The organism is Pseudomonas fluorescens (assembly GCF_902497745.1).
Taxonomy (GTDB): Bacteria; Pseudomonadota; Gammaproteobacteria; order Pseudomonadales; family Pseudomonadaceae; genus Aquipseudomonas; species Aquipseudomonas fluorescens_BM.
The window spans coordinates 61,932-75,692 of the sequence record NZ_CABVHJ010000009.1 but is presented as its reverse complement, the minus strand read 5'-3'; the positions used below and the strand labels follow the sequence as shown (position 1 = coordinate 75,692).

Here is a 13,761-nt window from a genome sequence, read left to right as displayed (position 1 = left end):
TTTTGTCCGAGGCCGATTTTGTCCTTACGCGGCGCATGGAAAGGCCGCAGAATCAGCGTTGGAAAGCATTGACCCAGGTCATGGCGCGTTGCAATGACCCCCTGCTCTCTGCATACTTGCGGCCGATTTTAATCCTAATAAAACACCCAAACCGTGGAACCTTAGAATGAGCACAGCAATCAGTCCGACTGCTTATAACTATAAGGTAGTCCGCCAGTTCGCCATCATGACGGTGGTCTGGGGGATCCTTGGCATGGGGCTCGGTGTCTTCATCGCCTCGCAACTGGTCTGGCCGGAATTGAACTTCGGTCTGCCGTGGACGAGCTTTGGACGCCTGCGCCCGTTGCACACAAACCTGGTGATTTTCGCCTTCGGTGGTTGTGCACTATTTGCCACTTCCTATTATGTCGTGCAGCGAACCTGCCAGACGCGACTGATCTCCGACAGCCTCGCCGCCTTCACCTTCTGGGGCTGGCAAGCGGTGATCGTCGGCGCAATCATCACCTTGCCGCTGGGTTACACCACCACCAAGGAATACGCGGAACTGGAATGGCCGATCGCCATTTTGCTGGCCATTGTCTGGGTCACCTACGGTCTGGTGTTCTTCGGCACCATCACCAAGCGCAAAACCAAGCATATCTACGTGGGTAACTGGTTCTACGGCGCGTTCATCGTCGTCACGGCGATGCTGCACATCGTCAACCACATGTCGCTGCCGGTGAACCTGTTCAAGTCGTACTCCGCCTATTCGGGCGCGACCGATGCGATGATTCAGTGGTGGTACGGCCACAACGCGGTCGGCTTCTTCCTGACCACCGGTTTCCTCGGGATGATGTACTACTTTGTGCCGAAACAGGCCGAGCGTCCGATTTACTCCTATCGCTTGTCGATCGTGCACTTCTGGGCCCTGATCACCCTATACATCTGGGCCGGCCCGCACCACTTGCACTACACCGCACTGCCGGACTGGGCACAATCGCTGGGCATGGCAATGTCGATCATTCTCCTGGCGCCAAGCTGGGGCGGCATGATCAACGGCATGATGACCCTGTCCGGCGCCTGGCATAAGCTGCGCACCGATCCGATCCTGCGCTTCCTCGTGGTCTCCCTGGCGTTCTACGGCATGTCGACCTTCGAAGGTCCGATGATGGCGATCAAGACCGTCAACTCGCTCTCGCACTACACCGACTGGACCATCGGCCACGTACACGCCGGGGCTCTCGGTTGGGTGGCGATGATCTCGATCGGCGCGATCTATCACATGATCCCGCGCCTGTTTGGCCGTGCGCAGATGCACAGTGTCGGCCTGATCAACGCACACTTCTGGCTCGCGACCATCGGCACCGTGCTGTACATCGCGTCGATGTGGGTCAACGGCATCACTCAGGGCCTGATGTGGCGAGCCATCAACGACGACGGCACCCTCACCTACTCGTTCGTTGAAGCGCTGCAAGCCAGCCACCCGGGCTACATCGTCCGTGCGCTGGGCGGTGCATTCTTCGCCAGCGGCATGTTCCTGATGGCTTACAACGTCTGGCGCACGGTGCGCGCCTCGAACCCGGTTGAAGCCGAAGCCGCTGCCCAGATCGCTGTCGTTGGAGCTCACTGATGAAGCATGAAGCTGTCGAGAAGAATATTGGCCTGCTGGCCTTCTTCATGGTTATCGCCGTCAGCGTTGGCGGCCTGACCCAAATCGTTCCGCTGTTTTTCCAGGACGTCACCAACAAGCCGGTCGAAGGCATGAAGCCGCGTTCGGCGCTGGAACTGGAAGGCCGCGACGTCTACATCGCCAACGGCTGTGTCGGCTGCCACTCGCAGATGATCCGTCCGTTCCGCGCCGAAACCGAACGCTATGGCCACTACTCCGTCGCCGGTGAAAGCGTCTGGGATCACCCGTTCCTGTGGGGTTCCAAGCGTACCGGGCCGGATCTGGCCCGTGTCGGCGGTCGTTACTCCGATGACTGGCAACGTGCGCACTTGTACAACCCGCGCAACGTGGTGCCTGAGTCGAAAATGCCGGCTTACCCGTTCCTCGTGGAAAACAAGCTCGACGGCAAGGAAACCGCCAAGAAAATGGAGGTTTTGCGCACCCTCGGCGTCCCTTACACCGACGAAGACATCGCCGGTGCACAGGATGCCGTGAAGGGCAAAACCGAAATGGACGCGCTGGTGGCCTATCTGCAAGGCCTGGGCACCATCATCAAAAGCAAACGGTGAATTAGATGGATATCGGGATGATTCGTGGCCTGGGCACCGTTGTCGTGATGGTGGCCTTCATCGGTCTGGCGCTGTGGGTGTTCAGCCCCAAGCGCAAGTCGGAGTTTGAAGACGCGACCTTGTTGCCTTTTGCGGATGATCCCGAAGCCATCAAGCACGTCGAGCAAGCTTCTAGGAGTAACAAAGAATGACTACATTCTGGAGTCTGTACGTCACAGTCCTCAGTCTCGGTACGATCTTCGCCCTGACCTGGCTGTTGCTGTCGACCCGCAAGGGCCAGCGCAGCGAACAGACGGACGAGACGGTCGGGCACTCCTTCGACGGGATCGAGGAGTACGACAACCCACTGCCAAAATGGTGGTTCATGCTGTTCGTCGGCACCATCATTTTTGCCCTGGGTTACCTGGTGCTGTACCCGGGCCTGGGCAACTGGAAAGGCCTGCTGCCGGGCTACAACTACCTCGATAACGACAAGCAGACCGCATTCGCCAACGGCCAGACCGGCTGGACCGGCGTGCACGAGTGGGAAAAGGAAATGGCCCGTTCGGACGCCAGGTTCGGTCCGATCTTCGCCAAGTTCGCCGCGATGCCAATCGAAGAAGTGGCCAAGGATCCGCAAGCACTGAAAATGGGTGGCCGTCTGTTCGCCTCCAACTGCTCGGTGTGCCACGGTTCCGACGCCAAGGGCGCTTACGGTTTCCCTAACCTGACCGACGCCGACTGGCGCTGGGGCGGCGAGCCGGAAACCATCAAGACCACCATCATGGGCGGTCGTCACGCGGTGATGCCGGCCTGGGCTGAAGTCATTGGTGAGCAAGGCGTTGCCGACGTGGCAGCGTTTGTCGTGACCAATCTGGATGGCCGCAAACTGCCGGAAGGCACCAAGGCTGATCCGGCCAACGGCGGCAAACTGTTCGCCGCCAACTGCGTGGCCTGCCACGGTCCGGCCGGCAAAGGCACTCCCGCCATGGGCGCGCCTGACCTGACCCACCCGGGTGCGTTCATCTACGGTTCAAGCTTCGCGCAACTGCAGCAGACCATTCGTTACGGCCGTCAGGGCCAGATGCCTGCGCAGGAACAACTGCAAGGCAACGATAAGGTGCACCTGCTGGCGGCGTATGTTTACAGCCTGTCCCACGGTGAAAAAGCACCGGAAGCGAACGCCGAGTAAAGCCAACGTCTGAAGCAAAAAAAGGCCCCGCCAATGTTGATTGGCGGGGCCTTTTTTCATGCTGGCATTCACGACTTGAAACGTTTGCTCAATAGACCTGAACCGTAGTCCCCTGTAGGTTTTTCCCACCCCGATGAGCAGCATCGGGGCAACCTTCAAGGATGAAGCCTACATGTCAAAAAATGACGAAAACACACTGCCAGAACGTTTGCAGCCCCGCCCTGATCACGCAACGCCGGTTAAAACGCCTGTTGCGCCCGCACGCTCAACATCGCCAGACACCGTGAGCCATCCAGGTAACGGGGGCGGTCTGGACGGTCTCGGCGGCGGGCGATTACCCTGACACGGGGCAGCAAAACACAGCGAACATTTGCCCAATACCCTGCGCCCCTGCCGTTTGGCAGGGGCGCTTTCGCCGGTGCCGTTATGACAGTAATAAACCGATCGTCCGCAATCCACCTTTTCGATTGCCGTGCAAACTCCAAGGTAGTAACGTTTCTACACCCGAATATCTGGAGGCCAAACATGATGGCCATCACGACCATTTCCAGCCGCGAATTCAACCAGGACACCAGTGCTGCAAAAAAAGCCGCGCATCAGGGTCCTGTCATCATTACCGATCGTGGCAAGCCTGCTCATGTACTGCTGAGTATCGAGGAGTACCAGAAACTGACCGGTAGCCAGACCAGCATCGTTGATCTGCTGGTCATGCCGAATGCGCCGGACATCGAATTCGAACCCGAGCGCGCCGTCATCACCCCTCGTAGCGTGGATCTGTCCTAATGTTTCTACTTGATACCAATGTGGTCTCCGAACTGCGAAAACCTCAGGCGGACAAGCAGGTGGTGACTTGGGCAAACAGCGTCGTCCCGGCCAGTCTCTATTTATCGGCTATCACGGTGCTGGAGCTGGAAACCGGCATTCTGCGCATCGAACGCCGTGATCCGCCACAAGGCGGGATGCTGCGTCACTGGCTCGAGCGTCACGTCAAACCAGCATTCTCCGGAAGAATCCTCTCGGTTGATACCGTCGTCGCCAGCCGATGCGCTCAGTTGCACGTCCCTGATCGCAGCAATGAATGCGACGCTTTGATCGCCGCTACTGCACTGGTACATGGGCTGACGCTGGTCACCCGAAACGTAGCTGACTTTCAACTCAGCGGCGTTCATCTGATCAACCCATGGATCGCTGCCAACAATTGATCATAAAAAGCCCCGCCAGATCACTGACGGGGCTTTTTCATGGGCGTCGGGCGAAGATCGAATGCACCGGCGTGGTTTCGATCAGCGTCCGATTGCGCCACTGATTGTCCTTCACCAGATAGACCTCCAACTGTTTGCGGTCCTCGGTAAAACTGGCGATCAGATAAGTTTGCTGAGACGTACTGCCACTCAGGTACATCGGCACCTTCCCCTTCCAGTAGGCATTACCTCCTTCCTCATGTAAATGGCCGGCAAAAACGGCGGTCACTTGATATTTGCTGATCATGTCAAGGAAACGCTGATTCTGCGCTGGGTTAACTTTGTCGCTGAACGGTTTATGCATATTGATGATGATGGCGTAACCACCGACCCGGGCCAGTCTGAGGTCCTTCTCAAGCCAATCCAGCGCATCGTTGATTTCAAATGTCGTCGGGTTCAACGGGTGAGAAATCCGGGTGGTATACGTCGGCTCGTTATTAAGTTGAACCATGTGAACTTCGCCGATTTTTTTTGAATAAGCGAGGCTGCCAGAATAAGTCTTACCAAGAAACCCGTCAGTGATGTTCAGATCAAAGCTGTCCACCTTGCCTTCATGATGCTCTTTAAAGTCGACGATACTTCCAGCCGCACAGCTATTGGTAAAACAGTCATCGACATTATTTTCATAATCGTGATTACCCAAGCCGTACAAGTACTCACCCTTGAAATGCTTGCTCAGCATCTCCTTCATAAAGGATCGTTGCCAGCCATGACCAAAGGCAGTTATATCGCCATTAATCATCAACGGCACCTCGGCTTGCGAGCCATGTTGCCGCCTGAAATCGGCAATGCTCGAAAGCTGAGTATCAACCAGCCATTTCGAACGAACATCGAATTCGGCGTCGGATTCAGGATGCCGGCTATCGGTCTTGTCGGTCCAGGGATATTGAGTATCCGAGGCAAAAACCATGTGTTTCGGCGTTCCCGTTATCGCCTGAGCGGAGGCAACCGAAGCCCATAAACAAACCCCCAGCACAACGCTTGTAAACTTATTGAAAGCCATACTTGAATTCCATTTAATTTAATCAATCACACGCGAACAATTTTTTGCAAAAACAGAACTTATTAGAAAAAACAGAAAACATCAAAACATCGAGCCAGAACAATCAAGTAGATATATTTCAGAAATAAAAAAACTTACAACAACGTCTGATACAAAAAGCAATGCTTGAAGTTTCGCCTTGAAATATTCATTCGGCAACTCTGCATTTGAAAACCTGAAGATGACATCGTCCGTGCTCGCCGCCCTCAACTCAGTCCGGTTTTTCAAGGCTTGCAGTGGCAATCGCATCGAACCGATCCTCCGAACAACAATGGATTAGCCGCTACGCCAAAACCGTCCATACTCAACAAGTCAATTGACCTGCATCAGGCTTTACTGCATTCGCTACACCATTCAGGTTTTTTACCCAACGCGACCAAAGGTCGCACCCTTGAGCCAGAGCGACCGGCGTATCATTGCGCCACTGCAACGCCCCTTTCTGACCTTGGTTGGCACGTATCGACCAAGGCATTTTTCCACTGCCGTGGGATGCAATGATGAGCAACCAGATTCCGGTACACGACGTCACACCACCGAGCAAAAACGCGAATAACAGCGTTGATCTTTACGCCTCTCGAGAAAAAATCTACACCCGTGCTTTCACCGGCCTGTTCCGCAATCTGCGGATGATGGGCGGTGCGGCCTTGTTCCTGTTGTATTTCGGCACGGTGTGGCTGAACTGGGGCGGCCATCAGGCCGTGTGGTGGAACCTGCCTGAGCGCAAGTTCTTCATCTTCGGCGCGACCTTCTGGCCACAGGATTTCATTCTGCTCTCGGGCTTGTTGATCATTGCCGCGTTCGGCCTGTTCTTCATCACGGTGTACGCCGGCCGCGTCTGGTGCGGCTACACCTGCCCGCAAAGTGTCTGGACGTGGATTTTCATGTGGTGCGAGAAGGTCACCGAAGGCGACCGTAACCAGCGCATCAAGCTCGACAAGGCGCCGATGAGCGCCAACAAGTTGCTGCGCAAAGCCGCCAAACACTCGATGTGGCTGTTGATCGGTTTTGTCACCGGCATGACCTTCGTCGGCTACTTCTCGCCGATCCGCGAACTGGTCTTCGAATTTTTCACCGGCCAGGCCGATGGCTGGTCGTACTTCTGGGTGGGCTTCTTCACCCTCGCCACCTACGGCAACGCCGGTTGGCTGCGCGAGCAGGTGTGCATCTACATGTGTCCGTATGCGCGCTTCCAGAGCGTGATGTTCGACAAGGACACGCTGATCGTCTCTTACGACCCGCGTCGCGGCGAAAGCCGTGGCCCGCGCAAGAAAGGTATTGACTACAAAGCCCAGGGCCTGGGCGATTGCATCGATTGCACGATGTGCGTGCAGGTCTGCCCGACCGGCATCGACATCCGCGACGGCCTGCAGATCGAGTGCATCGGCTGCGCCGCGTGCATCGACGCCTGCGACAGCATCATGGACAAAATGGACTACCCGCGCGGGCTGATCAGCTACACCACCGAACACAACCTGTCCGGGCAGAAAACCCATAAACTGCGGCCACGCCTGATCGGTTACGCCGTGGTGCTGCTAGCGATGATCAGCCTGCTGGTGACCGCGTTCTTCATGCGCTCGCTGGTCGGTTTCGATGTCAGCAAGGACCGTGTGCTGTACCGCGAAAACGCCGAAGGCCGGATCGAAAACGTTTACAGCCTGAAAATCATGAACAAGGATCAGCGCGACCACACCTACGTGCTGGAAGCCAGCGGTTTGCCGGACCTGCGCCTGCAGGGCAAGCGCGAGATCAAGGTCGCGGCCGGCGACATCGTCAGCATGCCGGTCGAGTTGTCGAGCGCGCCGGAACAACTGCCGTCGAGCACCAACGAGGTGAAATTCATCCTCAAGGATGCCGATGACGACAGCATCCACGTTGAAGCCAAGAGCCGATTCATCGGCCCACAAATCCGTTGAGAGAACTGAACATGCCCGCAGCAAACGCCGCAAGTCCCTGGTACAAGCACCTCTGGCCATGGATCATCATCGGGATTCTGGCCTGTTCGGTGACTCTGACCCTGTCGATGGTGACCATCGCGGTGAACAATCCGGACAACCTGGTCAACGACAACTACTACGAGGCGGGTAAAGGCATCAACCGTTCGCTGGACCGTGAATTGTTGGCGCAAAATCTGAAGATGCGCGCTGCTGTGCATCTTGATGGCGTCACTGGCGAGGTCGATCTGCGCTTGAGCGGTGACAGTCAGCCGAAGACGCTGGAATTGAATTTGATCTCGCCGACGCAGCCGGAGAAGGATCGCAAGATCGTGTTGACCCGCAGCGAAAGCGAAACCGGCCGTTACATCGGCCAGTTGGGCGACAAGGTTGAAGGTCGCCGGTTTGTTGAATTGCTCGGCAGTCAGGATGACCATGTGTGGCGCATGTTCGAAGAAGAACTGGTCAGCCATGACAAGGATCTGCTGCTGGGTGATGAACCGCTGCAAGGTGCCGAAGACTTGAAGAAGTAAACAACTTCAAAAGCCCCCTCACCCTAGCCCTCTCCCCCAGGAGAGGGAACTGATCTCGAGCGTTTGCACGTTTTGTGTATGACAGTGAGAATCCAGGCTCACACCGATCGGCTCCCTCTCCCTCCGGGAGAGGGCTGGGGTGAGGGCAAGCGGACAACCCCAATGCAAGGGCTTACCCCCTCAACGATGCCATGACCAGCCCACTACCCTGCTACCACTGCGCCCTGCCCGTCCCGTCCGGCAGCCGCTTCACCGCTGTCGTACTCGGGGAGTCCCGCGAATTCTGCTGCCCGGGCTGTCAGGCCGTGGCCGAAGCCATCGTCGCCGGCGGTCTGGAAAGCTATTACCAACATCGCAGCGAAGCCTCAGCCAACCCCGAAGCGCTGCCGGTGCAACTGACCGACGAACTGGCGCTGTATGACCGCGCCGATGTCCAGCAACCCTTCGTACGCCACCAAGGCGAACTGGCCGAAACCACGCTGTTGATGGAAGGCATCAGTTGCGCCGCCTGCGGCTGGCTGATCGAGAAACATTTGCGCACTTTGCCCGCCGTGGCCGAGGCGCGGCTGAACCTGTCCAACCATCGCTTGCACGTGAGTTGGGCCGACGCGCAACTGCCACTGAGCCAGATCCTCGCCGAACTGCGCCACATCGGCTACGCCGCCCACCCCTATCAGGCCGACCGCGCCAGCGAACAACTGGCCAGCGAAAACCGCCTGGCCCTGCGCCAGCTCGGCGTCGCCGGTCTGCTGTGGTTTCAGGCAATGATGGCGACCATGGCCACCTGGCCGGAATTCAATATCGACCTCAGCCCCGAACTGCACACGATCCTGCGCTGGGTGGCGCTATTCCTGACGACGCCGATTGTGTTCTACAGCTGCGCGCCCTTCTTCAAAGGCGCGATGCGCGATCTGCGCACGCGCCACCTGACCATGGATGTTTCGGTGTCGCTGGCGATCGGCAGTGCCTACATTGCCGGGATCTGGACGTCGATCACCGGGGTCGGTGAGTTGTATTTCGATGCGGTCGGCATGTTTGCGCTGTTCCTGCTTGCCGGGCGTTATCTGGAACGCCGTGCCCGCGAGCGCACCGCTGCCGCCACGGCACAACTTGTGAATCTATTGCCGGCCTCGTGTCTGCGGCTGGACAACAACGGCCAGAGCGAACGCATCCTGCTCAGCGAGCTGCGTCTCGGCGAGCAGATTCTGGTGCAAGCCGGTTCCATCCTGCCAGCGGACGGCAAAATCATTGACGGCCAGTCAAGCATCGACGAATCGCTGCTCACCGGCGAGTACCTGCCGCAACCGCGCACGCGAGGCGATACGGTCACCGCCGGTACGCTCAACGTCGAAGGCGCGTTGACCGTGGAAGTTCAGGCGCTGGGCCAGGACACGCGTCTGTCGGCCATCGTCCGCCTGCTCGACCGCGCCCAGGCGGAAAAACCGCGACTGGCGGAAATCGCCGACCGCGCCGCGCAATGGTTCCTGCTGCTGTCGCTGATCGCCGCAGCGGCCATCGGTCTGTTGTGGTGGCAACTGGATTCGTCGCGCGCGTTCTGGATTGTCCTCGCCATGCTCGTCGCCACCTGCCCGTGCGCCCTGTCGCTGGCGACGCCGACCGCGCTCACGGCCGCCACCGGCACCTTGCACAAACTGGGTTTGCTGCTGACTCGCGGCCATGTGCTGGAAGGCTTGAATCAGATCGACACAGTGATCTTCGACAAAACCGGCACCCTTACCGAAGGTCGACTGGTGCTGCGCTCGATTCGTCCACTCGCGGCGCTCGACAGTGATCAATGCCTGAGCCTTGCCGCCGCGCTGGAAAACCGTTCGGAACACCCGATCGCCCGCGCGTTCGGCCGCGCGCCGCTTGCCGCCGAAGAAGTCCACAGCAGCCCGGGGCTTGGCCTTGAAGGCTTGGTCGATGGACAGCGTTTGCGCATTGGCCAGGCAGCGTTTGTCTGTGCTCTCAGCGGTGCGCCCGTGCCGACAATGCCGAACGAGGCCGGCCAATGGCTGCTGCTCGCGGACGAAAACGGCCCGCTGGCATGGTTCGTCCTCGACGACCGCTTGCGTGACGACGCCCCCGCCCTGCTCGCTGCCTGCAAGGCACGCGGCTGGCGCACATTGCTGTTGTCCGGCGACAGCTCACCGATGGTCGCCAGCGTTGCCGCCGAATTGGGCATCGACGAGGCCCGTGGCGGCTTGCGCCCGGACGACAAACTGCAAGTGTTGCAGCAACTGCACAAGGAAGGTCGCAAGGTGTTGATGCTTGGCGACGGCGTCAATGACGTGCCAGTACTCGCAGCGGCGGACATCAGCGTGGCCATGGGTTCGGCCACCGATCTGGCAAAAACCAGCGCCGATGCCGTGCTGCTGTCCAACCGCCTCGACGCCTTGGTCCAAGCCTTCACACTCGCACGGCGCACCCGCCGGGTAATCATCGAGAATCTGCTGTGGGCGGCGCTGTACAATGGCCTCATGTTGCCGTTCGCCGCCCTCGGCTGGATAACTCCGGTGTGGGCCGCCGTCGGTATGTCGATCAGTTCGTTGACCGTGGTGCTCAACGCGCTGCGCCTGACTCGCCTGCCGAGTTCGCCGCCCGCCAGCACCCGCTCGCAAACCCGCCCGCTGCCGGCCTGAGCCGCGCGGGCCTGGAGTACAGATGCCAGCTCTCTACGTGATGATCCCGGCCGCCCTGCTGATCGTGGCCATCGCCGTTTACATCTTCTTCTGGGCGGTGGACAGCGGTCAGTACGACGACCTTGACGGCCCGGCTCACAGCATCCTGTTCGATGATCAGGATCCGAACCACACCGCCGCCGTGGATGAAGCCAACCCCAACAAACCGGACGACAAGGCCCCACCCCATGCTTGAACTGGCGCCCCTGTTGGTGTCTGCATTGATCCTCGGCCTGCTCGGCGGCGGCCACTGCCTGGGCATGTGCGGCGGCTTGATGGGCGCGCTGACCCTGGCGATCCCCAAGGAACAGCGCAGTCGGCGCTTTCGTTTGCTGCTGGCGTATAACCTTGGGCGGATTCTCAGTTATGCCACGGCGGGCTTGCTGATCGGGCTCGCGGGGTGGGCGGTGGCGAACAGTCCGGCGGCGCTGTTCATGCGTGTGTTGGCCGGGTTGTTGCTGATTGCCATGGGTTTGTATCTGGCCGGCTGGTGGAGCGGGCTGACGCACATTGAAAGTCTCGGACGCGGTTTGTGGCGCTACATTCAGCCGGTCGCCAATCGCTTGTTGCCGGTGTCGAGTCTGCCTCGTGCGCTATTGCTTGGCGCATTGTGGGGCTGGCTACCCTGTGGGCTGGTTTACAGCACGTTGTTGTGGTCGGCGAGTCAGGGCAATGCACTGGACAGCGCGTTGTTGATGCTTGCGTTTGGCCTCGGTACCTGGCCGGTATTGCTCGCCACGGGGCTTGCGGCAGAACGCGTCACCGCCATTTTGCGCAAACGCAGCGTGCGCATGGCCGGTGGTTTGCTGGTGATTCTGTTCGGCATCTGGACCCTGCCTGGTCCGCATCAGCATTGGTTGATGGGCCATTAAATCGGCGGCGCGGCCTTCGCGAGCAAGCTTGCTCCCACACTGGATCGGTGGTGGTACACAAATCCCTTGTGGGAGCGAGCTTGCTCGCGAAGAGGCCTGCATGATCAACACACCTCCTCCCCGTTGATGCAAATCAAGAGGCCCTTCGCCGCCCCCCGATAGACTCGCCCACACTGCCAGCCTATCCGGGGGAACGCCCGCATGCTCGACGCCATTCGTTGGGACTCTGATCTGATCCGCCGCTATGACCTGGCGGGGCCGCGCTACACCTCCTATCCGACGGCCGTGCAATTTCACGGTCAGGTCGGCACCTTCGACCTGTTCCATGCCCTGCGCGACAGCCGCAAAGCCCTGCGCCCGTTGTCGCTGTACGTGCATGTGCCGTTTTGCGCGAACATTTGCTACTACTGCGCCTGCAACAAGGTCATCACCAAGGACCGAGGTCGCGCGGCGCCATATCTACAACGGCTGGAGCAGGAGATCCAGTTGATTGCCTGCCACCTCGACCCCGCGCAAAAAGTCGAGCAACTGCACTTTGGCGGCGGCACGCCGACCTTTCTCAGCCACGACGAACTGCGTCAGTTGATGGCGCACCTGCGCAAGCATTTCAATCTGCTGGAGGATGACTCCGGCGATTACGGCATCGAGATCGACCCGCGCGAAGCCGACTGGTCGACCATGGGCCTGCTGCGTGAACTGGGCTTCAACCGTGTCAGCATTGGCCTGCAAGACCTCGATCCGGCGGTACAGCGCGCGGTCAATCGCCTGCAAAGCCTGGAAGAAACCCGCGCGGTCATCGATGCCGCGCGCACCCTGCAGTTCCGCTCGATCAATATCGATTTGATCTACGGCTTACCCAAGCAGACCCCGGAAAACTTCGCTCGTACGGTCGAGGAAGTCATCAGCCTGCAACCGGACCGGCTCTCGGTGTTCAACTATGCGCACCTGCCGGAGCGCTTCATGCCGCAGCGGCGGATCAATGGCAATGAGTTGCCGGCGCCTGCGCAGAAACTGGAAATGCTCGAACGCACCATCGAACAACTGACCGCCGCGGGCTATCGTTACATCGGCATGGATCACTTCGCCCTGCCCGACGATGAGCTGGCGATTGCTCAGGAAGAGCAGACCCTGCAACGCAACTTCCAGGGTTACACCACGCACGGTCACTGCGATCTGATTGGTCTGGGGGTGTCGGCCATCAGCCAGATCGGCGACCTGTATTGCCAGAACAGCAGCGATCTCAACGAATACCAGAACACCCTTGCCGCCGCGCAACTGGCGACCAGCCGTGGCTTGGTGTGCAACGCCGATGATCGCTTGCGCCGCGCGGTGATCCAGCAACTGATCTGCAACTTCAGTCTGGAATTCGCCGAGATCGAGCAGCAGTTCAACATCGATTTTCAGGGTTACTTCGGCGCGCTGTGGCCGCAGCTACAAGGCATGGCCAGCGATGGCCTGATTGAGCTGGATCGCGAGCGGATCGCCGTGTTGCCGGCGGGGCGTCTGCTGGTGCGCTCGGTGTGCATGGTGTTCGATGCGTATCTGGAACAGCAGAACCGCCAGCGTTTTTCGCGGGTGATCTAGTTTTTCATCAGCAGCGAACCGACTTCAAAGTTCTTATCCGCGGTCAGACCCGACTGCCCGACCACTTTGGACAAAGCCAGATTGGCCGTGATCAAACCTGTATTCAACGCGGCGATAGCACCGCGCAGAGCGGCAACCTTGTTGATCTTTTCTTCGTTGGAAAGGCGCTTATCGGCCATGACCGCTTCGATAAGCGCCTTTTTCTCGGCAATCTGTTTTTGCAACTTGCGGATCATCTTCAGCAATTGCTGGATGTTTTCCGGCAATCCGCTGTCTTCGATGTCGCTGTTTTCGCCACCGACACTGGCGGACTTTTCAATCGATGCACCGGACAGCGACACTTTGACGCCCTCGACCAAGGTCGGGGTTGCCTCTTCGGTCGAGTCTGGTTCGCGTGCATTGCCCGACGAAGCTTTAAACGTTTCCGGCAATGCGGCAACGTCGCTGCTACCGGGGTTCAGCGTGCCAATGGCGGCCATCGAAGCGTTC

Annotated in this window: 15 protein-coding genes; 12 read left to right on the top strand and 3 right to left on the bottom strand. The window is 58.9% G+C overall.

The window, feature by feature from the left end; all coding sequences use genetic code 11:
- The first annotated feature begins 166 nt into the window (after positions 1–166).
- The 6 genes from ccoN (at position 167) to F8N44_RS15790 (ending at position 4,590) form a co-directional block, all read left to right on the top strand.
- Positions 167–1,609 (top strand): cytochrome-c oxidase, cbb3-type subunit I, encoded by a 1,443-nt coding sequence (ccoN, locus tag F8N44_RS15815; protein WP_034152833.1) that lies wholly within the window; start codon positions 167–169, stop codon positions 1,607–1,609.
- Positions 1,609–2,217 carry a cytochrome-c oxidase, cbb3-type subunit II gene (gene ccoO / locus F8N44_RS15810; protein WP_007917161.1) on the top strand — a complete coding sequence of 203 codons (609 nt, stop codon included), beginning with the start codon at positions 1,609–1,611 and terminating at the stop codon, positions 2,215–2,217. Before ccoN ends, ccoO begins: the two co-directional genes overlap by 1 nt.
- Before the next feature lie 5 nt (positions 2,218–2,222).
- Positions 2,223–2,408 (top strand): CcoQ/FixQ family Cbb3-type cytochrome c oxidase assembly chaperone, encoded by a 186-nt coding sequence (locus F8N44_RS15805; RefSeq protein WP_003175465.1) that lies wholly within the window; start codon positions 2,223–2,225, stop codon positions 2,406–2,408.
- Positions 2,405–3,388, top strand: coding sequence for a cytochrome-c oxidase, cbb3-type subunit III (gene ccoP, locus F8N44_RS15800; protein WP_150650953.1), 984 nt, complete (start codon positions 2,405–2,407; stop codon positions 3,386–3,388). Before F8N44_RS15805 ends, ccoP begins: the two co-directional genes overlap by 4 nt.
- Positions 3,389–3,916: 528 nt before the next feature.
- A complete protein-coding gene (locus tag F8N44_RS15795; RefSeq protein ID WP_191630901.1) occupies positions 3,917–4,171 on the top strand; it encodes a type II toxin-antitoxin system Phd/YefM family antitoxin in 255 nt (84 codons plus the stop codon).
- Positions 4,171–4,590, top strand: a complete 420-nt coding sequence (locus F8N44_RS15790; RefSeq protein WP_150650951.1) for a type II toxin-antitoxin system VapC family toxin — start codon at positions 4,171–4,173, stop codon at positions 4,588–4,590. The genes F8N44_RS15795 and F8N44_RS15790 overlap by 1 nt, the downstream gene beginning before the upstream one ends.
- A 37-nt stretch (positions 4,591–4,627) precedes the next feature.
- Here the strand turns inward: F8N44_RS15790 and F8N44_RS15785 are convergent, their stop codons facing one another.
- Entirely contained in the window at positions 4,628–5,632 is a 1,005-nt protein-coding gene (locus tag F8N44_RS15785) for a metallophosphoesterase family protein (RefSeq protein WP_150650950.1), read from the bottom strand.
- Between the two features lie 81 nt (positions 5,633–5,713).
- Positions 5,714–5,920, bottom strand: a complete 207-nt coding sequence (locus F8N44_RS15780) for a hypothetical protein (RefSeq protein ID WP_150650949.1) — start codon at positions 5,918–5,920, stop codon at positions 5,714–5,716.
- A 248-nt stretch (positions 5,921–6,168) separates the two neighbouring features.
- On the opposite strand from F8N44_RS15780, the gene ccoG reads away from it, so the two are divergent.
- The 6 genes from ccoG (at position 6,169) to hemN (ending at position 13,272) form a co-directional block, all read left to right on the top strand.
- Positions 6,169–7,584 carry a cytochrome c oxidase accessory protein CcoG gene (ccoG, locus tag F8N44_RS15775; RefSeq protein WP_150650948.1) on the top strand — a complete coding sequence of 472 codons (1,416 nt, stop codon included), beginning with the start codon at positions 6,169–6,171 and terminating at the stop codon, positions 7,582–7,584.
- An 11-nt stretch (positions 7,585–7,595) separates the two neighbouring features.
- Complete coding sequence (locus F8N44_RS15770) at positions 7,596–8,135, top strand: FixH family protein (protein ID WP_110719742.1); 540 nt, start codon at positions 7,596–7,598, stop codon at positions 8,133–8,135.
- A 191-nt stretch (positions 8,136–8,326) separates the two neighbouring features.
- Complete coding sequence (locus F8N44_RS15765; RefSeq protein ID WP_150650947.1) at positions 8,327–10,777, top strand: heavy metal translocating P-type ATPase; 2,451 nt, start codon at positions 8,327–8,329, stop codon at positions 10,775–10,777.
- A gap of 22 nt (positions 10,778–10,799) precedes the next feature.
- The gene (gene ccoS, locus F8N44_RS15760; protein WP_016984738.1) at positions 10,800–11,012 is read left to right on the top strand and encodes a cbb3-type cytochrome oxidase assembly protein CcoS; all 213 of its coding nucleotides are present in this window, start codon (positions 10,800–10,802) and stop codon (positions 11,010–11,012) included.
- The gene (locus tag F8N44_RS15755; RefSeq protein ID WP_150650946.1) at positions 11,005–11,688 is read left to right on the top strand and encodes a sulfite exporter TauE/SafE family protein; all 684 of its coding nucleotides are present in this window, start codon (positions 11,005–11,007) and stop codon (positions 11,686–11,688) included. The genes ccoS and F8N44_RS15755 overlap by 8 nt, the downstream gene beginning before the upstream one ends.
- Positions 11,689–11,889: 201 nt before the next feature.
- Entirely contained in the window at positions 11,890–13,272 is a 1,383-nt protein-coding gene (gene hemN / locus F8N44_RS15750) for an oxygen-independent coproporphyrinogen III oxidase (RefSeq protein ID WP_150650945.1), read from the top strand.
- Here hemN and F8N44_RS15745 read toward each other — a convergent pair.
- The gene (locus F8N44_RS15745) at positions 13,269–13,751 is read right to left on the bottom strand and encodes a hypothetical protein (RefSeq protein ID WP_150650944.1); all 483 of its coding nucleotides are present in this window, start codon (positions 13,749–13,751) and stop codon (positions 13,269–13,271) included. The genes hemN and F8N44_RS15745 overlap by 4 nt on opposite strands.
- Positions 13,752–13,761 lie beyond the last annotated feature (10 nt).